Raw genomic sequence first — 21,567 nt, forward strand, 5'->3', positions numbered from 1 at the left:
CAGGCACGCGACGGACTCACACCGGCAGCAACAACAGCGTCACTGCGGCGACGACCACGCCGTACACCACCGCGGAGAACAGCCACTGCTGGAACACTGCTTCGCGCCGGTCCGCGTCGAATCCGGCGCGGGGGAGCACCAGGAAGCCGAAGAAGTTGATGATGAACACGGTCAGCACCGTGGTGGCGAGGATGACCGTCGACCAGAGGCCGAGCCGGGGTTCGAGGGCGAGGACGCCGACGCCGAGCCCGAAGCCCCCGACGATGCCAGTGCCGTGGTGGACCACCTGCGCAGCCACCTGTGACACCTCGTCGATGGGCTTACGCAGGAGCTTCGAGGCCGCGACGTATGCTGGCGTGAACCCCTCCGGCATGAGGAACATCGGGAGGTCCATCGCGAGTGCGCCGACGAGGCCGGCCAGCGTGCAGACGAGCAGCGTATCGACCGCGGACATGCGAGAGAGGTGGGATGGTGTCTAGAAAAGTCATCGGGTGTCGGCACCGACGGCGAGACCGGCGACCGGGCTGTACCGCGAGACGGAACCAGTGGGGCTGGAGTACACGCTGATCATGGGCGGCGTCGCCACTGTCGTCGTATTCCTCGCGCTGTACCTCAACTGGGCGGGCTGGTGGAACGCGAACACCCGCTGACCTGACTGCAGCAACACTCAGAACTGCTCGTCCAGGAACGCCTCGACTTCCTCGGTCGTCGGGGCAGCCCGCGCCCCCTCTTCTGCTGCCGTGATGGCCCCGCAGGCGTTTCCGCGCTCCAGCGCCCGCTCGTAGTCGTCGGTGGTCAAGAGCGCCGAGAGGAAGCCCGCCGCGAAGGCGTCGCCCGCGCCGGTGGTGTCGACCGGGTCGATGCCGAAGCCGGGGTGCTCGTAACTCGCGTCGGGGGTGTGGACGACCGCGCCCGCCGCTCCGCGCTTGATGACGAGGGTTCGGTCCGCGAACGCGGACTCGGTGTACTCGTTCTCCAGGACGGTCTTCGCCTCCTTGTCGTTGAGGAAGACGATGTCGGAGTCCGCGAGCGCGGCCGAGAAGTCCCGGTCGGCGAGCCGGCGTCCCGGGTCGAAACTGACCGTGACGCCCGCCTCGGCGGCGACCTCGGCGATACGAGCCGCGGTATCGGGGCGCTGGCTGGTGAGGTGGACGTGGTCGGCGGCGCGGACCGCCTCGGGATCCACGTCGTCGGGGGCGACGGCCTCGTTCGCGCCGTCGTTGCCGAGCACCGCGACCTCACCCGCCTCGTCCACGAGCAGGTACTTGACGGTGGTCTCGGCGGCTTCGGCGACGAGCAGGGAATCGAGGTCGACGTCGGCCGCTTCGAGTTCGCGCCGGGCGAGCAGGCCGTGTTCGTCGTCGCCGACGCTGCCCAGCAACTCGGCGTCGACATCCAGATGCGAGAGCGCGACCGCGACGTTGGCGGCGCTGCCGCCGCCGGAGGCCTGCTGGGAGTCGATGCGGGACTCGCCGTCTGGCTCGGGGAGGCGGTCGACCCGCAACGTCACGTCCCAGTTGACGTGCCCCGCGGTGAGGACGCGGACCATCCTACAGCACCACCGGGAGAACCGACAGGAAGGGGAGGCTCGACACGGCTCCCTGGCCGGAGACGGCGAACAACACGAGGTTGTGGATCCCGGGGCCGAAGCCGACGGCGGCCACGAACGTGAGCAACAGCCGGGCCTGGCGCGGCTCCTCGTCGACGAACTCCTTGAACGCGGCGACGATTATCAGCGCGAGGACGATCTTCACCACGACGAACAGCCACCCGCCACCGATGAACTCGGCGGTCGGGAGACGCTCACCGGCTTCGAGGACGTACCGCGAGAGCGCGACGCGTTCGCTGCTCCCGAGGACGTCGTACCCGATGGCCGTCGTGACGCCGTCGAGCGTGTGTGCGAAGACGACGAACGCGCCGGTCTTCCCGACGTGGGCGGCCACCTCGGTGTACTTCAGGCTGAACAGGAGCCAGGCGACCGCCGCCACGATACCGGCGATGACGCCGCCGATGACGGACCAGAACGGCGTGAAGTCGCCCGCGTTGATGGCCAGGAGGACCGCGAACACGAGGAACATGGCGGCGAAACCGGTTCCGGCGGTGCCCACGGCCCGGTCGACGTGGAAGTTCTGCCGGATGGCGGCGAGGAACGTCATCAGTATCCAGACGAGACCCGTGAACGTCGCGACCGTGATATACACCGTGATGGTCCCGAACAGCGGCGCAACGGCCTCGGGATAGGCTTCGAGCTGGTAGAGGACGTGGAGGACCGCCCCGGTCATCATCCACGGGGCGAACGCCACAGGGGTCCAGTCGGTGACCGGCGGATGGACCGCCCAGGTCAGCGCGGCAACCCCCAAGAATGCCAGCACCAGCGGCACAAGATAGACGAGTGGAGGGAGTTCTGCCCCTACAGGTAACATGTCCGATATCGTGGGGGCGAACAGAAAGAAGGTTCCGGTACCGGGACCGTCAGGCTTCCCACGGCCGGTTGGTCTCTGAACCGAACAGGTCACGCATCAGCACCACGACACTCTCGGGCGGGAACTGTCCACGTTCGGTGACGATGGCGTCGACGTACCGGGGCGGCGTCACGTCGAACGCCGGGTTCACCACGTCGAAGCCGTCGGGGTCGCCCTGTATCTCGGCGCGCTCCTCGTCGGAGATGATCTCCGTCTCGTCGCGCATCTCTATCTCGACGGTGTGGCCCGTCAGGGTGTCCGGGTGGAGCTTGAGCGTCTGGGCGGCGACCATCACAGGCGTCCCGCGGTCGCGGGCGTTCACCGCCAGCCCGGAGGTCCCTATCTTGTTGATGACGCTCCCGTCGGCCGCGATTGAGTCCGCCCCCACGAGGACGTGGTCAACGTCGTTGAGGTAGCGCCGGGCCGCGCTGTCGACGACGAGGGTGACCGGAACGTCCCACTCGCGGAGCTGCTGGGCCGTGATGTGGCCCTGCTTCCGGGGACGGGTCTCCTTGACGATGGCCTCGATGTGCTTGCCCTGGTCGAGGGCGGCTTTCACACAGGAGAGCGCGTCGGTCGAGTGACAGTGGGTCATCACCGTATCGCCGTCTCGCAGGCGGTTCGCCCCGATCTCTCCCAGTCGGTCCTGGGCGTCGTCGAGGTCCCGCTGGAACGACGAGGCGCTGTCCAGTACCGACTGTCGGAGTTCCTCGAGCGTGTCGCCCTCGATATCGGCCATCACGAACCGGAGGGCGTTGGGCAGGCTGACCGCGGTCGGTCGGGTCTCGTAGAGGACTCTCGCGGCCGCTCGCAGTTCCGCCCTGAGGGCGTCCGGCGTGTCCGCGTCGCTCTCTCTGGCCTGTGTCGCGAGCGCACCCGCGGCGGCGTCGGCGATGGTCGCCGCCCCACGGATCTCCATGGTCGCGATGTCGTCGGCCGTCTCGGCCACGTCGGAATGGACGGTAGGGGAGCTCATACCTACAACTCTATCCGGAGCGAACAAAAAGTGCCCGACAGCCCCGCCCCGCCACCGGCCGAACGCGCACCGCGGCAGAACACGCCGTATTTCACCCCGGCGCGAGAACACCGGGCCATGAACCGTCAGGAACTCGCCGCCAGCATCGACCACACCGTCCTCGGCCCTGAGACGACCCTCGACGACGTGCGAGGCGTCCTCGACGAGGCCGCCGAGTACGGGATGAACGCCTGTATCCCACCGTGTTACGTCGCCGAGGCCGCCGAGTACGCCCCAGACGTGACGCTGGCGACCGTCGTCGGCTTCCCCCACGGCCAGCACGCCCCCCGGATGAAGCGCGAAGAGGGTGTCCAGGCGTGGGACGACGGCGCAGACGAACTCGACGTCGTCATCAACATCGGCCGGCTGAAGGCGGGCGACACCGAGGCGGTGCGCGAGGAACTCGCGGACCTCGTCGCCGCGGTACCCATCCCCGTGAAGGTCATCATCGAGACCGCACTCCTCACCGACGAGGAGAAACACGCCGCCTGCCAGGCCGCGAAGGACGCGGACGCGGAGATGGTCAAGACCTCGACCGGGTTCGCCGACGGCGGTGCCCTCGTCGAGGACGTCGAACTCATGAGCGAGTACCTGCCCGTGAAGGCCAGTGGGGGCGTCGGCTCGTGGGCTGACGCGGAGGCCATGTTCGACGCCGGCGCGGTCCGCATCGGCGCATCGAGCGGCGTCGCTATCGTCGAGGACTACGTCGAGAACGCGGAGTAACGTCGAAAAAACCGGGGTCGGTTCGCGGGGTCAGCCCCGGACTCTGCGGGCGAGCAGCGCCGCACCGAGGAGTGCGACCGCGCCCACGCCGATGGCGGTGCCGGAGACACCGGCCGCGATGGGTTCGGGCTGTTCCTCACCGGCCCCCATCGGCTCCTGGTCGGGCGCGGCTTCCTCGAGTTCGAGGAACGCACCGACCTGGGTCTCATCTATCTCGGGGAACACCGTGGTCGCGGGGTCCCAGTCACCGGGCATGTGGACGACCGTGTCCACGCTTACCTCGGGCAGGAGCTGTACCTGGTCGATGGTCGGGTTCGCCATCGTAGCACCCGTCACCTTGACGTAGGTCGTGGTCTCGCCGGCCTCGAGTTCGCTGTAGAGCTTCTGGACGTGGAGCCCATCGAACTGTTCGTCGACGAGTTCACCGAGTTTCGTGAGGTCGGCGAACTTCGCGGCCGCCTGGATGGTGACCGTGCCCTCTTGCATGTTCACCATCAGCTTGGCCTTCTCGAGGTCGCCCTGCTGCATCGCCTCGAGTATCTTCGCCGAGTGCGGGTCCATGTCGTCCGTGGCACCCTGCTTCATCGCTTCGGCGAGCACCATGTCGACGAGGCCGCTCTGGCTCACCGTCACGGCCATGTCGGTCGAGAGGACGCCCTCCTCGGTGCCGGCAGTTATCTGCACGCTGGACGTCGGAACGTCGATGTCACGGGCGTCGAGTTCCGTGACGAACGACTCCCAGTTCTCGTGGTCGAATCCAGCCTCGAGCTGGAGGCGGTTCGTCGGCTCGTCGGCGTCGACGCTCGACAGCAGCCCACGCCAGTTGAGCGTCATCGTCAGGTCCGCTGCCTGCTTGGCGTCGAGTTTCGCGCGGTGCGTCTCGACGAGCGCCTCGTCTTTCCCGGCGAGCGTCGCGATGTCGAGGTTCGCGGTGACGAGTTCGTCTATCCCGTCGAGCTTGACGTTCCAGGCGAACACCGTCGTCGACTCCGTCTGCTCCATGATGACCGTCATCTCGGTCAGCGTCGCGGCGCTGATGCGCTCGGCGACGAGTTCACGCTGCTCCTCGGTGAGTTCGACGTCCTGGGAATCAGCCATGGCGTCGGCGAGGTGTTCCGACAGCGCCTCCTCGACACCGTCGAAGTTGACCGTGTAGGCCATCGTCAGCCGACCGGTCTCCGCGTCGAACTCGTGCTCGTCGACGGTGACGGTCGTCTCACCGTCGAGCATCTCCCCGACACCACTGAAGGTGTTCAGGAGCGTCTCTTCGGCGGCTTCGCTGGTCTCCCAGCTGTCGGTCGCGAACTCGTTCACGATGATCGACTGGTAGCCGAACAGGACGAATCCGTCGTCGACTTCGGTGAGCGTGAGCTCGTAGACGTCACCCTCGAACGCCTCGGCCTCCGGCTCATCGGCCTCCGCGGGCATCTCGGCGTTCTCTTCCGCCATCTCGGGCAGCGTCCCCATGAACACGTAGCCCTGCATCGTCAGCGAGGACCCTATGGTGACGACACCCTCGGTCGCGAGGATCTCGTCGGTGGAGGTCGTGGGGAGTTCGCCGGTCGTCTCCGCATCGCTCATGAACGTCGCGTCGACGACGAGCGACCCGCTGCTCTCCGTCTCGTCGGTCGACGTGCTGACGTCGAGCGTCAGGTCGGTCAGGGACTCCGGCGTCGGCATCGCGACTGCCCCCTGGGCGTCGAACATGTCGGGGTCGATGTCGATGGTCGCCTGCCCGCTCAGCTCGGGGTCTGTCGCACCGGTCAGGAAGACGGCTGCGAGTCCCTTGGACACGTCGAGTGCGGCGTGTCCGGACGTGGCGGTATCCTCGTGTTCGCCCCTGTAGACGAGCACGGCATCACCGTTCTCGAAAACGAATATCTCGTCGGCCGCCTCGACCGACGCGTCGTGCATGTCGGCGCTCGTCGCGGTGCCGTACGCCGCCCCCGCGACGCCCGCGCTCGTGACGAGCATGAGTGTGACAGCGACGACGAGCGCTGTCCGTAAGTTGGAAGGCATTACGTATGTCCTTGGTCGCTTGGTTCGATAACACTCTCGTATAATCTGACACTATTTGGGAGTCTCCAGCAGGGTGAGTGAGCAGTAACTAACACGGAGACAGTGACCCCCTAACTCGGGGTTCGGCGCGGTACACCTCTCTCTACAGGACAGAACCTAACAGAACAATTACCCACGGTTGTCGCGAGTGCCGGTCGCTGCCCAGCGAGTCGACGTCGAGAAAGTGGAGAGCGGTTCGCGGTGGGCGGTCGAGCCGACGTGAGTCGTTCAGTCGCGCACTCGAAGCGCGACCAGGCTCAGGCCGAGGACCGCCACGATGGCAGTGCCGACGCCGAAGCCGGGCATGCCACCGAGCATGCCGCCGCCACCGTTGTTCACACCGATGTAGTTCCGGACCTCGTCGTGGTCCATCTCGGGGAAGCTCTGCTCGTCGGGGTTCCAGTCACCGGGCATGTGGACCGTGGTCTCGCTGTCCACGACCGCCAGCGACCGGACGTCAGACTCGCTCGCACCCTCGGAGACGGCTCCCTTCAGGCGGACGTAGGTCTTCCCGTCGCTGCCGGCGGTCCCGTAGGCGCTCACGACGTTGAGGTCACCGTACTGCTCGGCCATCGCGTCCTCGAACGCCGAGAGGTTGTCGAACGAGGCACCTGCCTCCATCGAGACGTTCCCGTCCTCCATCGAGACGTCCATCTTGGCCTTCTCGAAGCCGGATTTCTGGAACGCCTCGAGCAGCCGCTTGACCTGCGGGTCGGTCTGGCTGCCCTGCAGCGACTTGACGGCGCTGTCGACGGCGCTGTCGAGGAAGTCCTGCTGTTTCACCTCGGCGGACATCGTCGTCTCGAGCTGCCCGTCGTTCGTCTCGGCGTGGGCCTCGAGCGACATCGTGCCGAAGGTGGTGTCGGTACGGGACTCCATCTCCGAGACGTACGCGCCCCAGTTCTTCGTCGTGTACTCGGTGTCGAACTGGACGCGCGCAGTGTTCTCGTCGGGCGAGGTCAGCTTGCCGTTCCAGGTGACCGTCTGCTGGAGGTCGGCCGCCTGCTGGGCCTCGAACGCGGCCTTGGCCTGTTCGAGCGCCTCGGCGTCCTCGTCCTGCATCTCGGAGGCGGCGGCGAGGTCGAACATCGCCTTCACGGGCTCGTCGTACTCGTCGAGCTGGACGTCCCACGACGCCTTCGCGTTCGTGTCGGTCACGTCGACCGTCGCGGACACCTTCGTCACTTCGAGCTGCTGGATGCGCTGGGCGAGGTCGTCGGCCTCGCTCTCGGAGAGGTCGAGCTGCTGGGAGGTCGCCAGTGCCGAGGCGAGCTGCGTCGAGATGGCCTCGTCCACACCGGTGAACTGGACCGTGTACGCGATGTCGATGCGGTTGGTCGAGGAGTCGAACGAGTAGGAGTCGACGCTGACCGACACCTCACCGTCGAGCTGGCGGGTGAGGGCACTGAACTGGGATTCGAGTTGCTGTTTCGCATCCGCACGCGTGCTCCAGGCGTCGGCCGAGTACTGGCCGACCTCGTAGTTCTGGGCGGCGGTCAGGGTGTAGCCACCGCTGGTCTCTTTCAGCGTGAACTCGTGGTGCTGGTTCGCGAGGGAGGCGGGCTTCTGCTCGAAGGCGACGTCGACCGAGCCGCTCGTGGTGAACGTGCTCGCGGTGGTCTTCATCGTCCCCTCGGTCGAGAGCGATTTGACCATCGAGGTGGACTGGCCCACGGTCCCGTCCTCGCTGGAGAACGTCCCGTCGAAGGAGGCCGACGCCTTCGCGTTGTCCGTGGTCTGGGTGACCGACGCGTCGAAGGTCAGGTCCTCGACGGAGTCGGGCGTGGGCATCTCGAGCGAGCCGTCACCGGAGAACGACTCCGGCTGGAGGACGAACGTCGCGTCGCCCGTCACGTTGCGCTGCGTCGGGGTCTGGTCCTCGACGAGGATGTGCATCAGCCCCTGGGAGAGGTCGACCCCGTAGTGTCCGGTGGTGGAGGTGGAGGGGCTCTGACTCCCGGTGTCGTAGACGAGAACGGCGTCACCGTTCTCTTTGACGTATATCTCATCTGCCGATTCGAGCGAATCGTCCTGGGCGAGGGAGCCGACGGCGGGGGCCGGGTCCTCACCAGCGGGGGTCGCTCCCACGGTCACCACGCTGCCCATGGCGCTTGCCACGAGCAGGGCGGTGACGGTGAGAACGAGCATCGTCTGTTTTTTCGAACGCATTCGGCCGGGTATCATCTAGCCATCCTAATAATTCCCCCGCTTCAAGTGCCACTGGAATTATACATCGTCGTCGGGTAGCTCCCGGAGACGGACCCCAGACAGCAGCCCCGAAACCGGTCGAGAGGCCATTTTCAGGGAGTCCCTCGACTGGCCCCCGACGCCGCCTGCGAGATAGTATCATGCGAGGCATACGAATCTCGGCAGGGGTGGTCCCACGATGGTGACTCCCGCCCGACTCGGTTTCGTGGCGCTTTTGCCCGCGCACGGGCAAGGACCGATAGCATGGCCCGGTACCACATAGAAACGTACGGCTGCACCTCGAACCGCGGGGAGAGCCGCCAGATAGAGTCGGCGCTCAGGGACGCCGGCCACTACCGCGTCGACGGTCCCGAGACGGCAGACGTCGCCATCATGAACAGCTGTACCGTCGTCGAGAAGACGGAGCGCAACATGCTCCGCCGGGCCAAAGAACTCGAAGCCGAGACGGCCGACCTCATCGTCACCGGCTGCATGGCGCTCGCCCAGGGCGAGGAGTTCGAGAACGAGGACATCGACGCCCAGATCCTCCACTGGGACGACGTGCCACAGGCCGTCACCAACGGGGAATGCCCGACGCCCGGCCCCGGCGTCGAACCGGTGCTCGACGGCGTCGTCGGCATCCTCCCCATCGCGCGCGGCTGCATGAGCGACTGCTCGTACTGCATCACGAAGCACGCGACCGGGAAGATAGACAGCCCACCCGTCGAGGAGAACCTCGAGAAGGCCCGCGCACTGGTCCACGCGGGCGCGAAGGAGATTCGCATCACCGGCCAGGACACCGGCGTCTACGGCTGGGAGCAGGGCGAGCGCAAGCTCCACACGCTGCTCGACCGCATCTGCACCGAGATAGAGGGTGACTTCCGCGTACGCGTGGGCATGGCGAACCCGAAGGGCGTCCACGGCATCCGCGACGAACTCGCCGCGGTGTTCGCGAAGCACGACGAACTCTACAACTTCCTGCACGCGCCCGTCCAGTCCGGTTCGAACGACGTGCTGGGGGACATGCGCCGCCAGCACCAGGTCTCGGAGTACGTCGAGGTCGTCGAGGCGTTCGACGACGCACTCGACTACTGGACCCTGAGCACCGACTTCATCGTCGGGTTCCCGACCGAGACGGACGAGGACCACCAGCAGAGCCTCGCGCTCCTGCGCGAGACCCGGCCCGAGAAGATCAACGTCACCCGGTTCTCCAAGCGTCCCGGCACCGACGCCGCCGACATGAAGGGGCTCGGCGGCACGCTGAAGAAGGAGCGCTCGAAGGAGATGTCCGAGCTGAAGATGGAGGTCGTCGGCGACGCCTACGAGGCGATGGTCGGCGAGACGATGGAGGACGTGCTGGTCGTCCAGGAGGGCACGGCTGACTCCGTGAAGTGTCGCGACGCGGCCTACCGCCAGATAATCGTCCAGAACGCCTCCGAGCACGGTCTCGAACCGGGCGACTTCGTCGACCTCGAAGTGACGGGACAGAACACCGTCTACGCGTTCGGGACGCCGGTCTGACTCAGTCGCCGCCGTCCTTCCGTAACAGTTCCTCCGTCGCCCAGTCGTCTTTCCACTCGCCGAGTTCCTTCGGGTCCACGTGGACGAACACGTCGTCGACCTCTTCGATATCCCGGATGGACTGGACCACGTCGGACTCGATGTCGTGCGCCTCGAACAGCGTGTGGTCGCCCTCGACTTCGATGTGCAACGAGACGTCTATCTCGGGGCCGACGTAGTGGGCGACCACGTCGTGGACGCCGTGGACCTCCGGATGGGCGAGCGCCCGCGAGACGATCTCGGCGCGGAGGTCCTCCGGCGGCGCGGCACCGACGAGGTAGTTGACGTTGTCGCGGACGATCTCGACGCCGGTCCAGAGGATGGCCAGCGAGACGACGCCGGCCGCGAGCGGGTCGAGCACCGGGAAACCGAGGCCGGAGCCGACGACGCCGACGAGTGCGGCTCCGGCGGTGAGCACGTCGTTCCGGTTGTCGAGGGCGGTCGCGACCAGCGCCGGAGAGTTGTAGTCGTCACCCATCTGGAGGCAGTAGCGATAGAGCCCGAGTTTCACCACGCCGGACGCGACGAGGACGGCGACCGCGGACGTGGAGTAGCGGACGACGAACTCGCCGGCCAGGAGCGTGGTCACGGACTGCCAGAGGACGAACCCGCCGGCCGCGAACACGCCGACGGCGACGAACAGCGAGACGAACGGCTCGATGCGCTCGTGGCCGTGGGGATGCTCGAAGTCCGGCGGCTGCGTGGTGAGGTACAACCCGAGGAAGACGATGAGGCTGTACGCGGAGTCCGCGAGGCTGTTGACCGCCTCGGAGCCGACCGCGAGGCTGCCCGTCTGCCAGTAGACGAGCCCCTTCACCGCCGCGAGCAGGACGTTCGCGACAACGATGATAGCGCCGACCTGCCTGACGGTACTGCCGCGTGCCATTCGTGTCGGGATACGAGGGGGGAGTAAAAGGGCTTGTCGCGTTTCCGCAGAGGGAGTGCCGGCACGGGGTCACACGACGACGACCCACCGTCGCGCGGTCGCAGTGAAGCCGTCTTACAACAGCCCCGCTCAGATGAATGCGAGTGGGACCATCACGGCGAAGCCGAGAGCGACGCCGGAGACGAGTTCCAGCCGGCCACCACCCTCCATGCGCTCGCCGAGTTCCAGCGCCTCCGGGATGAACTCGGTGGCGACGAGGAAAATCATCGCACCCGCGGCGAACCCGTAGCCGTACGGGAGGAACTCCCGGGCGTACCGGACGAAGCCGAAGGCGATGACCGCGCCGATGGGCTGTGGCAGGCTGGAGAAGACGGCCCACCAGACCATCTTGGGCTCGCTCACGTCCATCGCCCGCAGCGGGATGGAGATGGCCACGCCTTCCGGGACGTTGTGGATGGCGATGGCGACCGTGATGAACACCGCGACGATGGGGACGCCGAAGCCGAGGAACGAGATACCGTCCTGTAGCCCCGGCAGGTTCAACTCGGCGAAGGAGACGCCGACGGCGACGCCCTCCGGGAAGGAGTGGACGGTGAGGATGCCGAGGATGAGCAGGAGCTTCTTGAAGTCCGCCTCGGCGTACGCGCCGGGCTCCGGTTCGTACTCCTCGATGATCTCGTGTGCGACGACGACCAGCACCACGCCCGCGAGCATCCCGATGCCGACCGCGGTGAGGGTACCGCTCGCCGTCCCCTCGAAGATGAGGCCGAACACCGACGCCGACACCATGATGCCCGAGGCGACCCCCCACAGCACCACGTTCCAGCGGTCGCTGATGTCGTCGATGACGAAGAACGGTAGCGCGCCAAGGCCCGTGGCCAGTGCGGTGATGAGCCCCGCGATGAACACCAGGACCAGGTTCTCCAGCAGCGCCATGTCTCTGTTCGATACTCGCGTGGGCGGCGACATAACGCTTGCCATCTCAGAAAATTATTTTCGGTTCCCCTAAACCAAAATTGTCGATTGTGGGTTCGCCGGGGCGCGCAGGGGCAACCTGGCCCGGACAGGGCGCGCGCACCAGCCGCGGGACCGGATGGACCGACCGCTCAGTCGAAGCGGACCGCGGTGTCAGAATCGACCACTGTCGCGCCGTCCTGGGCCGCGAACGCCTCGTGCAGCCGGTCGTAGGTGTCCTCCAGCGCCTCGACGATGACCTTCGTGTCCGAGACGACCGGCATGAAGTTCGTGTCACCGTTCCAACGGGGAACGACGTGCGTGTGGAGGTGGTCGTCGATAGAGCCGCCTGCCGCCCCACCACCCAGGTTCAAGCCGGCATTGAAGCCGTCTGCACCCATGGCATCCTCGAGCGCAGACAGGGTTCGCTGTTTCAGTCTGGCGTGGTCGAGCAGGGTCTCCTCGTCGAGGTCGCCGTAGTCACCGGTGTGGTCGCGTGGGATGACCATGGCGTGCCCCGGGTTGTACGGGTAGTTGTTGAGCATGACGAAGGCGTGGGCGCTGCTGGCGACGATGCGGTACTGCCTGTCGCCGTCTCTCGTCGGGAGCTCGCAGAACACACAGCCCTCGATGTCCTCGTTCTTGTCGTCGCGCTCCACCCACTCGATCCGCCACGGTGCGAACACCTGTTCCATACCTGCACTCGGAGGGCTGGTGATTTCAATCCCACGTCACAGCACCCCTCTGATATCTGGTACGAAAGGGCTGCTATCCCGGTTTCAAGAGGCAACATCCCGATTACAAGCACCCCTCATTCGGCCCCGAGACGTTTCGAAGCTGCTGATATCGGCACATTAACCGATAATCACTATTGGTTGTCAAGAATGGTCTGTTCAACCGTATAAACGGTCGATTCTTTTTATGCTACTATACCTCATCTGGCCAAGTGGATGGCGACGACTGACAACTCACTCAACGGGCGGAACGAACACTGCGACAGCTGCGGTACGGACACGCTCCACAGCGTGTCGGTGCAGCTGGTTACCGAGAGCACGAAGAAGGAGAACTCCCAGTTCTCGCGCGAACCCTACCGGGTGACGGAATGCCAGCGGTGTGGGGAGCGGGCGAGCCAGCGCATGAACAACGCGTAAGGGGTCGACAGCAGGGTTCGACACGTATCGACAGACGAACAGGGAAAGGAAGACTCGGGGATACTCGTTTGCGGGTGGGCGCGGTTATCGTGACCGGGTGGTCACTTCACAGCCGTCTTCAGTGACGATGACGGTGTGTTCTTTCTGACTGACGAGCTTCCCATCGTCCTCTTTGAGCACCGGGTAGCCGTGGACGATGTCGTTCATCTTCAGCCGACGCAGCGCCATCTCGGGACGGGCGATGTCGAGCCAGCGGGTCGCGAACGGGAGCGTCTTGAACTCCTCGGTGATCTGTTCGAGCGCCTGTCGGGCGTTGCGGTCCCGGACCGAGGCCTCCCGCTCGAGCGCGAAGATCTCCTCGTCGGCTCCCTCGGAGACCTTTCCGCTCCCGTCGGTCGCGAACGGTTCGATGGCGACCACGTCGCCGACTTCGAGGGTCGTGCCCTGCGAGACGGCGCGGTTCGGGATGTTCGGGTCGGTGTGTTGCTCCCAGTGGCCCAGCCCGTGGCCGGAGAGGTTCACGACCGGGTTGAAACCGTAGCCCTTGATGACGTCCTCGATCTCCGCGCCGATGGTGCCGGTGTCGACGCCGGCCTCGACCACGTCCAGGGCCGCGTCCAGTGCCTCCTCGGACGCCTCGGCGAGTTCGGGGTTCCCCGAGAGGTCGACCGTGACGGCGGTGTCGGCCAGCCAGCCGTCGATGCAGACGCCGATGTCGAGGTTGACCATCTCCTCGCCGAAGACGGAGTCGTCGTCGATGCTCGGCGTCGCGTGGGCGGCTTCCTCGTCGATGGAGATGTTGACGGGGAACGCCGGCTGGCCGCCGAGTTCGCGGATGCGCTCTTCGGCCCACTCCGCGACCTCGAGGTGGCTCGTGCCCACCTCGACCATCTCAGCGGCCTCGTCCCGTACCTCGGCGAGGATGCGGCCGGCCTCTCGGTGTTTCTCGTACTTCTCTGCGTCCAGGTCGACCTCGGTCTCGCTCATGTCACGTGATTTGCTCACCGGCGAAAAAGAGGTTGCGTTCGGTGGGCGCGACAAAGTTGTCGTATATTGGGATATATAGTTCACTTAGAAACTGTTTATGTCGGTGACGACCTCTCTCACGTAAGTCACCACGATGAGCGCACCAGAACCAGCCTTCTCGGACACAGCGGCCGCCTGGCATCGAACCGTCGACGCGGACGACTGGGACGACATCTACGTCGTCGGGGACGTTCACGGCTGCTTCGACGCGTTGCAGCACCTCCTGCAGGAGATAGACCCGAGCGAGGACGACCTCGTCCTCTTCGTCGGCGACCTCGTCCGCAAGGGCCCGGACAGTCGCGGCGTCGTCCAGCTCGTCCGCGAGTCCCCGAACATGCTGTCGGTCCGCGGGAACAACGAGGAGAAGCTCATCCGCGGGGAGAAGACGCTCGACGAACTGAGCGCGGTCGACATGGAGTACATCGCGTCGATGCCGGTCGCCATCTCGTTCGACGAGTCGCTCGTCGTCCACGGCGGCATCGACCCGCGCAAGCCCCTGGCAGACCACAGCGTCGACGACGTCCAGAACATGCGCTCGCTCGCACCCGGTGGGAGCTACGACCGACCATACTGGTTCGAGGAGTACGACAGCGCGCCGAAGGTGTTCTTCGGCCACACCGTCCTCGACGCGCCAGTTCACCGCGAGTGGGCCGTCGGCCTCGACACCGGCTGCGTCTACGGCGGGGAGCTGACCGCGTACGACTACTGGGCTGACGAGTTCATCGCCGTCCCGCTCGACCGCGAGGGGAAGGGACGCAAATCGTCGAAAATCGTTACCCCGCCCGGCCGCAAGGTAGCGTAAGAACCGATGGCAGACGACTCCCCACCGGTCGAATCAGTCGTGGACCACGACTACGACCTCGACGCCCCCGAGTACTACCTCAACCGCGAGCTCAGCGAACTCGCCTTCCAGCGGCGGGTACTGCACGAGGCCATCGACGAGCGCAATCCCCTCCTCGAACGGGTGAAGTTCCTCTCCATCTTCACCTCGAACCTCGACGAGTTCTTCATGAAGCGGGTCGGCGGCCTGAAACAGCAGATGGCGGTCGACGTGACCGACACCACGCCCGACGGTCGCACGCCCCAAGAGCAGTGGGAAGAGATCATGCAAGAGACGCGCCCGATGTTCGAGGAGCAGGCGCGCTGTTACCGCGAGGACATCAGGCCGGCGCTCGCGGACCAGGGCATCTACGTCGTCGACCACGACGACCTCGAGCCCCACGAACAGCAGGACCTGCGTGAGTACTTCGAGCGCTCCGTGCTCCCGACGCTGACCCCGCTGACGTTCGACCCGGCCCACCCGTTCCCGTTCATCTCGAACCTCTCGCTCTCACTCGCCGTGTTGACCCGGAAGAGCCCGGACGCCGAGCCGAAGTTCTCGCGCATCAAGATTCCCGGGAACCGGCCGCGGCTCGTCCAGGTCGGCGACAGTCACACCTACGTGCCCATCGAGGGCATCATCGCGGCGAACCTCGACCTGCTGTTCCCCGACGTGGAGGTGCTCGACCACTCGATGTTCCGGGTCACCCGGAACGCCGAGGTCCGGCGGAACGAGGAGGTCGCAGAGGACCTCATCGACATGATAGAGGAGGTCCTGCGCGAGCGCCGGTTCGCGACCGTGGTACGCCTCGAGCTCGAGGCCGACACCCCCGACCGCGTGCGGGAGCTACTGAAAGAACACCTGGACGTGACCGAGCGCGAGATATTCGAACGGGAGGGCCCGCTCGACTACCGCGACCTGATGGGGCTGACCGACCTCGACCGACCCGACCTCAAACTCGACCCGTGGACGCCACAGCCGCACCCGCGGCTGCTCGAGTCCCGGATGGAGGAGGAAGACCGGGACCTCTTCGACACCATCCAGCAGCGGGACATGCTGGTCCATCACCCGTACCACTCGTTCTCGAAGACGGTCCACACGTTCATCGACGACGCGGCCCACGACCCCGACGTGCTGGCCATCAAGGCCGCCATCTACCGCACCTCGCGCGACTCGAACGTCATCCAGAGCCTCATCGAGGCGGCCCGCAACGGGAAGCAGGTCGCGGTGATGGTCGAGTTGAAGGCGCGCTTCGACGAGGAGAACAACCTGCGGTGGGTGAAGAAACTCGAAGAAGAGGGTATCCACGTCGCGTACGGGACGCCCGGCTACAAGACCCACACCAAGACGACGCTCGTGGTTCGCGAGGAGGGCGACGACGTCGAACTGTACTCCCACGTCGGAACCGGGAACTACCACTCCGAGACGGCGAAGACGTACGTCGACATCGGCCTGCTCACCGCGAACAAGGACATCGGGCAGGACCTCGTGAAGCTGTTCAACTTCTTCACCGGGCACTCGATGCACGACCAGTACCGCGAGTTGCTCATCGCGCCCGGAAACATGCGCAAAGACTTCGAGGCGATGATTCGCCACGAGGCGGTGGTCGCCCGCGAGGGCGGCGAGGGCCGCATCGTCGCGAAGATGAACCGGCTGGAGGACCCCGGCATCGTCAGAGAGCTGTACGAGGCGTCCATCGCGGGCGTCGACATCGAGCTCTACGTCCGTGACATCTGCCGGCTCCGACCGGGCCTCGACGGCGTGAGCGAGAACATCGACGTGTACAGCGTCGTCGGGCGGTTCCTCGAACATTCTCGCATCTGGTACTTCGAGAACGACGACCCCGGCTTCTACATCGGGTCGGCCGACTGGATGACGCGCAACCTCGACAACCGCATCGAGGCGGTCACCCCCGTCGAGAACACCGACCTGCAGGAGGAGCTGTGGGCCATCCTGCAGCTCAACGGTGCGGACAACCGCAAGTGCTGGGAGATGAACGCCGACGGTACCTACGAACAGCGTCGCCCGTCAGCAGACGAGACGGTCGTCAACATGCAGGAACGACTGATGGAACAGAAGCGTGCGGCGGTCCACGAGGTGGACCAGAACTCGTGGACGCCGGGGATTCTCGACGACCGGTAGCTTCTCAGCGCGTCTCGTCGACCCACGCACACTTCGGGCATGCGTCGACACCCTGGACGTTCACGGTCTCTTCCTCGCACTCCGGGCAGCGGCGTGTGTCGCTGTGCTGGCTCTGCTCGAGCATAGTAGAACTGAGGTATTCGACGACAATAAAGATGCAGTTCGACAATCGACGTAAAATATTGCTACCGCGTGCCACGGCGTCGTAGCGACAGCATCCCCATGATTCCGGGTCCGAGCAGGACGATGCTCACGACGAAACCGAGGGCAAGCAGGGCGACGAGCTGGTCGAGGAACGTCACGTTGTACCGGGTCACCCCACCGGGGAGGAAGAAGACCCCGGCGCTGACGAACAGGGCGACCGGCCACGCGAGGGCGACACGACGGAGCGCGACCCCGGCGTCACCATCGGCACGTGTCGAAACGAGTGCGACCCCGACCAGCAGCGGGACGACGACCAACGTGAGCGCGGTCGCGGCGACGACGAGACCGGCGACCGGCCCGCCAAGGACCAGCGCGCCGAGCACCGCGACCAGCACGGGGAGGCCGACCACGGTCGCCAGCGCGCGCTCGAAGGCGACCCACCGCGCGAGTACGAACGACAGTGCGACCGCTGGGACGGCACCGAGGACGATGCCGACGTAGGTCAACAGCGAGAGTAGCGGGAGAACCGATTCCACGCAGAGACTACGTCGCGTCGAGAGAAAAGCTAGCGCGACACCGCAATCTGCATCGCGTCGGAGTTGAACGCGCTGCCCGCGTTCCCGTCCCGGTCGAGGACGATGATACCCGCGCTCGACCCGGTGAGTTCGCCGAACTCGGAGATCGCGAGGTCGGCCGCGGCCTGGGCGGAGTGCCCCGATTCGAGGTGGCGGACCGCACGCCGGGAGAGCGTCACCCGGGCGATGTCCTCGCCGGCCCCGGTGGCCGAGGCACCACCCGCGGGGGCGCAGTAGAACCCGTTGCCCACCTGCGGGACGTCGCCCACGCGCCCCGCGAGCGCGAGCCAGCGCCCGCCGGTAGAGGTCGCGGCGGCGAAGGAATCGCCGTCGTAGGCGACTGCGCCGACCGTATCGTGATCTAACAGATCACTGCTCGACGAGGTCTCCTCGTCGGCGTCGTGGTCCATCTCCGCCGGGTTGCCGTCGGGGTCGGTCGTCCCGAATCGCTCCTCGAGGTACGCGAGGTGTTCCTTCGGGCCGCCCTCGGGGACGTCCTCCTCGGCCCAGCGCTCGCGAGCCCGGTCGCTCAGCAGGTCGACCCCGGTCTCGACGCCGAAGTCCTCGGCGAGGTCGACCGCGTGCTCCCCGGAGACGCAGATGTGCGGCGTCTCCTCCATGACAGCCCGGGCAACGCTGACCGCGTGTTCGACGCCCGGCATCGAGCAGGCCGCCCCGGTCTCCAGGTCGTCGGTCATGACGCCCGCGTCGGTCCGGACCACGCCGTCGGACTGGACCGCGCCGCCGAAGCCCCCGTTGAACCGCGGCGACGACTCGAGGACGTGGATGGCCTGTTCGACCGCGTCGAGGGGCGTCTCGGCGTCGGACCCCGCAGCGGCTGCCTCGTCGAGCACTCCCTGTCGTGTCTCCGGGTCGTCCGGGTTCGCGCCCGCACCACCGTGGACGATGACGTGCATACCCGACCCTGCCGGGCGAGCGAGTATAAGTACTGACGGTTGGTGGGCGATGGTCGACTTGCCACCAAGGCGCGCGGGGGCAGTGAACCGAGCGCAAGCGAGGGGCACTGTCGAAAGCGCGCGAAGCGAAACAGAGGGAGTCGGCTGGGGAGGGTGTGGGGCGCTTCGAGACCAACCGCCGGCTGGCAACTACACCACCGTTCAGAGTTTGTTACACGTCAGCACGAAACACGCTCAAACGCCGCAAAACTTGCGCTCGCACGCAAATGGCAGCCCTTTTAGGCGCAACCTCCGACGCTCTAGACGACATGAGCTACGACTACGACAAGATCGACGTCCCCGAAGCGGGGGAGCAGATTACGGTCGGTGACGACAACGAACTCGTCGTCCCGGAGAACCCCATCATCCCCATCATCCACGGGGACGGAATCGGAACGGACGTCGGACCTGCGGCCCAGAAGGTCCTCGACGCCGCCGCCGAGGCGACTGGTCGTAACATCGAATGGCTGCGCCTCTACGCTGGCTCGTCCGCCCGCGAGAAATACGACGAGAACCTGCCCGAGGACACCGTCGAAGCGATCAAGCAGTTCAAGGTCGCCATCAAGGGCCCGCTCACGACCCCCGTCGGCGCTGGCTTCCGCAGCCTGAACGTCGCGCTTCGCCAGAAGCTCGACCTCTACGCGAACGTCCGACCGACCTACCACCTCGACGGCGTCCCGTCCCCGGTCAAAGCGCCCGAGAAGATGGACATGGTCACCTTCCGTGAGAACACCGAGGACGTCTACGCCGGCATCGAGTGGGAAGCCGGTACCGACGAGGTCCAGCAGGTCAAGGAGTTCGTCGAGGACGAGATGGGCGCAACGGGCGTCATCCACGACGGCCCCGTCGGCATCGGCGTCAAGCCGATCACCGAGTTCGGAACGAAGCGTCTCGTCCGCGAGGCCATCGACTACGCCATCGAGAACGAGCGCGGCTCCGTCACCCTCGTCCACAAGGGCAACATCATGAAGTTCACCGAGGGTGCCTTCCGTGACTGGGGCTACGAGGTCGCAGAAGAGGAGTACGGCGAGGACGTCATCACCGAGGACGAGCTGTGGGAGGAGTACGACGGCGAGGCTCCCGAGGGCACGCTGGTCGTCAAGGACCGCATCGCCGACAACATGCTCCAGCAGCTCCTGACCCGTACCGACGAGTACGACGTCATCGCGACGATGAACCTCAACGGCGACTACATGTCCGACGCCGCCGGCGCACAGATCGGTGGCCTCGGCATCGCCCCCGGTGCGAACTACGGTGAGACCCGCTGTCTCGCAGAGCCGGTCCACGGCTCCGCCCCGAAGTACGCTGGCGAGGACAAGGTCAACCCGACCGCGATGATCCTCTCCGGCCGCGAGATGTTCGAGTACATGGGCTGGAAGGACGCCGGTCAGCTCATCCGCGACGCCGTCGAGAAGGCGATCTCCGAGGGCTTCGTCACGTACGACCTCGAGCGCCAGATCGAGGGCGGCACGAAGCTCGCCACCAGCGAGTTCGCCGACAAGGTCGTCGAAAACATCGAAGAGCTCGCGTAAGCCAGCCTCGAACCGATTTCCACCGCATTTTTCGGCCACCGCTGACCGATTCAACAGACGAATCCCGCGAGAACCCCTCGGAAAACGCTTGTAGTCTCCAGATTCGCTCGCACACACACTTATCAGCCTCGCAAGCGTCTCCTTCGTAGATGGCGATTATCGCGGAAGTGACGATCGCCTCGGAGTCGTTCCCTCTCGGCCAGTTGACGCTCGAAGAACCGGGGATGCGAATCGAGCTCGAACGGGTCGTACCGACGGACGATGCCGTTATCCCATTCTTCTGGGCACAGGGAGGCGACTTCGAGGCGTTCGAACGGGGGGCTGCACAGCTACAGTCGGTCGACAAGCTGACCGTACTGGATAGACTGGACGATGCGGTGCTGTATCGCGTCACATGGGGAGATGACGTGGTGAGCTTCGTCTCGGTCATCGCCGAACTCGGCGCGACCATCCTCGAGGCACACGGGAACCACAAGTGGCTGTTCCGGCTGCGCTTCAACGACCACGGCGACCTCTCGTCGTTCAGTTCGTGGTGTTCGGACAACGACGTTCCGTTCGAACTCCGGCGGCTGCACACACTCGCCGAGGTGCAGAACCAGAAGTACGACTTCGGGCTCACCGACGAGCAACGCGAGGCGCTCGAGATCGCGGCGAGTCTCGGCTACTACAAGGTCCCGAAGAACGCGACCCTCGCGGACGTGGCCGCCGAACTCGGCATCAGCGAGCAGGCGGCGGGCGAGCGACTCCGGCGTGCGATGGACAAGCTTGCGAACGTGGTCGTCCTGGAGGAAGAAGCCAACTGAGTTCGAGCGCCCCCACGTTGATTCTCCAAGGTCCTTTTTAAGCGGGTTGAGAGAACCGGGCGCACACCCAAGCACGCCAGTGACCAACCTTTACCCGAGAATGACTCTCGTCGACGTCACGGTCGCGGCGACCGACTTTCCGCTCGGCGCGCTCACTGCACGGACGCCAGCGGCGGCTGTCGAGCTCGTCCGGGTCGTCCCCGTCGACGGTGCGGTCGCGCCACTCGTCTGGGTGGTGGGGCGGAACCTGGAGGGGTTCGAGCAGGCTGCCAGGTCGCTCGACCAGATCCAGCGGCTGTCACTGGTCGAGTCACTGCCGGGTCGGCGACTGTACCGCATCTGGTGGCGACCAGATGCGACCCCGTTCGTCAGCACCATCTACCGGTTCCACGGAGCGATACTGGACGGACGAGGGACCGACGAGTGGCACTTCTTCCTCCGGTTCCCCGACGACCGCAGCCGCGATGCGTTCTTCGCGGAGTGCGCCAGGACAGGCATCTCCATCGCCGACACGGAGTACATCGCTGTCGGCTGAGCGCCGGTAACGGCTATACCTGCTGCCAGCCTACACTC

At 65.8% G+C, this 21,567-nt stretch carries 21 protein-coding genes; 9 read left to right on the forward strand and 12 right to left on the reverse strand.

Annotation, left to right across the window (positions count from 1 at the left end; translation table 11 throughout):
• Positions 1-16: 16 nt before the first annotated feature.
• Positions 17-454: a hypothetical protein gene (locus tag N6C22_RS17150; protein WP_261652348.1), complete on the reverse strand. Its 438-nt coding sequence runs from the start codon at positions 452-454 to the stop codon at positions 17-19.
• A gap of 37 nt (positions 455-491) precedes the next feature.
• Between N6C22_RS17150 and N6C22_RS17155 the strand changes: the two genes are divergently transcribed.
• The gene (locus tag N6C22_RS17155) at positions 492-650 is read left to right on the forward strand and encodes a hypothetical protein (protein WP_261652349.1); all 159 of its coding nucleotides are present in this window, start codon (positions 492-494) and stop codon (positions 648-650) included.
• Positions 651-667: 17 nt separating this feature from the next.
• On the opposite strand, the gene N6C22_RS17160 is transcribed toward N6C22_RS17155, so the two are convergent.
• From N6C22_RS17160 to N6C22_RS17170, 3 genes are read right to left on the reverse strand one after another with little or no spacing between them, the layout of a single operon-like run.
• Positions 668-1,549: a carbohydrate kinase family protein gene (locus N6C22_RS17160; RefSeq protein ID WP_261652350.1), complete on the reverse strand. Its 882-nt coding sequence runs from the start codon at positions 1,547-1,549 to the stop codon at positions 668-670.
• A gap of 1 nt (position 1,550) precedes the next feature.
• Positions 1,551-2,423: a DUF63 family protein gene (locus N6C22_RS17165; protein ID WP_261652351.1), complete on the reverse strand. Its 873-nt coding sequence runs from the start codon at positions 2,421-2,423 to the stop codon at positions 1,551-1,553.
• A 49-nt stretch (positions 2,424-2,472) separates the two neighbouring features.
• Positions 2,473-3,438, reverse strand: a complete 966-nt coding sequence (locus tag N6C22_RS17170; protein ID WP_261652352.1) for a ribose 1,5-bisphosphate isomerase — start codon at positions 3,436-3,438, stop codon at positions 2,473-2,475.
• Positions 3,439-3,555: 117 nt separating this feature from the next.
• Between N6C22_RS17170 and deoC the strand changes: the two genes are divergently transcribed.
• On the forward strand, positions 3,556-4,200 hold the full coding sequence (deoC, locus tag N6C22_RS17175; protein ID WP_261652353.1) for a deoxyribose-phosphate aldolase: 645 nt from the start codon (positions 3,556-3,558) through the stop codon (positions 4,198-4,200).
• Positions 4,201-4,230: 30 nt separating this feature from the next.
• Here the strand turns inward: deoC and N6C22_RS17180 are convergent, their stop codons facing one another.
• Positions 4,231-6,219 (reverse strand): hypothetical protein, encoded by a 1,989-nt coding sequence (locus N6C22_RS17180; RefSeq protein WP_261652354.1) that lies wholly within the window; start codon positions 6,217-6,219, stop codon positions 4,231-4,233.
• A 267-nt stretch (positions 6,220-6,486) separates the two neighbouring features.
• Positions 6,487-8,427 (reverse strand): hypothetical protein, encoded by a 1,941-nt coding sequence (locus N6C22_RS17185; protein WP_261652355.1) that lies wholly within the window; start codon positions 8,425-8,427, stop codon positions 6,487-6,489.
• A 282-nt stretch (positions 8,428-8,709) separates the two neighbouring features.
• Here N6C22_RS17185 and N6C22_RS17190 point away from each other — a divergent pair, with 282 nt between their 5' ends.
• A complete protein-coding gene (locus tag N6C22_RS17190; protein WP_261652356.1) occupies positions 8,710-9,966 on the forward strand; it encodes a tRNA (N(6)-L-threonylcarbamoyladenosine(37)-C(2))-methylthiotransferase in 1,257 nt (418 codons plus the stop codon).
• Position 9,967: 1 nt separating this feature from the next.
• Here N6C22_RS17190 and N6C22_RS17195 read toward each other — a convergent pair whose 3' ends face one another.
• The 3 genes from N6C22_RS17195 to N6C22_RS17205 form a co-directional block, all read right to left on the reverse strand.
• Complete coding sequence (locus N6C22_RS17195) at positions 9,968-10,891, reverse strand: cation diffusion facilitator family transporter (RefSeq protein ID WP_261652357.1); 924 nt, start codon at positions 10,889-10,891, stop codon at positions 9,968-9,970.
• Between the two features lie 129 nt (positions 10,892-11,020).
• Positions 11,021-11,827, reverse strand: a complete 807-nt coding sequence (locus tag N6C22_RS17200; RefSeq protein WP_261652358.1) for a ZIP family metal transporter — start codon at positions 11,825-11,827, stop codon at positions 11,021-11,023.
• Positions 11,828-11,997: 170 nt separating this feature from the next.
• On the reverse strand, positions 11,998-12,540 hold the full coding sequence (locus N6C22_RS17205; protein ID WP_261652359.1) for an HIT domain-containing protein: 543 nt from the start codon (positions 12,538-12,540) through the stop codon (positions 11,998-12,000).
• Positions 12,541-12,795: 255 nt separating this feature from the next.
• Between N6C22_RS17205 and N6C22_RS17210 the strand changes: the two genes are divergently transcribed.
• Positions 12,796-12,996 (forward strand): hypothetical protein, encoded by a 201-nt coding sequence (locus N6C22_RS17210; RefSeq protein WP_261652360.1) that lies wholly within the window; start codon positions 12,796-12,798, stop codon positions 12,994-12,996.
• An 84-nt stretch (positions 12,997-13,080) separates the two neighbouring features.
• Here the strand turns inward: N6C22_RS17210 and map are convergent, their stop codons facing one another.
• Positions 13,081-13,983: a type II methionyl aminopeptidase gene (gene map / locus N6C22_RS17215; RefSeq protein WP_261652361.1), complete on the reverse strand. Its 903-nt coding sequence runs from the start codon at positions 13,981-13,983 to the stop codon at positions 13,081-13,083.
• 133 nt (positions 13,984-14,116) lie between these two features.
• Between map and N6C22_RS17220 the strand changes: the two genes are divergently transcribed.
• Together N6C22_RS17220 and ppk1 are read left to right on the forward strand one after the other, a co-directional pair.
• A complete protein-coding gene (locus tag N6C22_RS17220) occupies positions 14,117-14,824 on the forward strand; it encodes a metallophosphoesterase family protein (protein ID WP_261652362.1) in 708 nt (235 codons plus the stop codon).
• Between the two features lie 6 nt (positions 14,825-14,830).
• The gene (gene ppk1 / locus N6C22_RS17225; protein WP_261652363.1) at positions 14,831-16,984 is read left to right on the forward strand and encodes a polyphosphate kinase 1; all 2,154 of its coding nucleotides are present in this window, start codon (positions 14,831-14,833) and stop codon (positions 16,982-16,984) included.
• Positions 16,985-17,169: 185 nt separating this feature from the next.
• Here ppk1 and N6C22_RS17230 read toward each other — a convergent pair whose 3' ends face one another.
• Positions 17,170-17,664 (reverse strand): hypothetical protein, encoded by a 495-nt coding sequence (locus N6C22_RS17230; protein WP_261652364.1) that lies wholly within the window; start codon positions 17,662-17,664, stop codon positions 17,170-17,172.
• 29 nt (positions 17,665-17,693) lie between these two features.
• A complete protein-coding gene (locus N6C22_RS17235) occupies positions 17,694-18,620 on the reverse strand; it encodes an isoaspartyl peptidase/L-asparaginase (protein WP_261652365.1) in 927 nt (308 codons plus the stop codon).
• 308 nt (positions 18,621-18,928) lie between these two features.
• Between N6C22_RS17235 and icd the strand changes: the two genes are divergently transcribed.
• The 3 genes from icd (at position 18,929) to N6C22_RS17250 (ending at position 21,529) form a co-directional block, all read left to right on the forward strand.
• The gene (gene icd / locus N6C22_RS17240) at positions 18,929-20,191 is read left to right on the forward strand and encodes an isocitrate dehydrogenase (NADP(+)) (RefSeq protein ID WP_261652366.1); all 1,263 of its coding nucleotides are present in this window, start codon (positions 18,929-18,931) and stop codon (positions 20,189-20,191) included.
• Between the two features lie 149 nt (positions 20,192-20,340).
• Entirely contained in the window at positions 20,341-20,994 is a 654-nt protein-coding gene (locus tag N6C22_RS17245; RefSeq protein ID WP_261652367.1) for a helix-turn-helix domain-containing protein, read from the forward strand.
• Positions 20,995-21,094: 100 nt separating this feature from the next.
• Positions 21,095-21,529: a bacterio-opsin activator domain-containing protein gene (locus tag N6C22_RS17250; RefSeq protein WP_261652368.1), complete on the forward strand. Its 435-nt coding sequence runs from the start codon at positions 21,095-21,097 to the stop codon at positions 21,527-21,529.
• Positions 21,530-21,567 lie beyond the last annotated feature (38 nt).

Origin of the sequence: Haloarchaeobius sp. HME9146 (assembly GCF_025399835.1) — an archaeon.
Classification (GTDB): domain Archaea; phylum Halobacteriota; class Halobacteria; order Halobacteriales; family Natrialbaceae; genus Haloarchaeobius.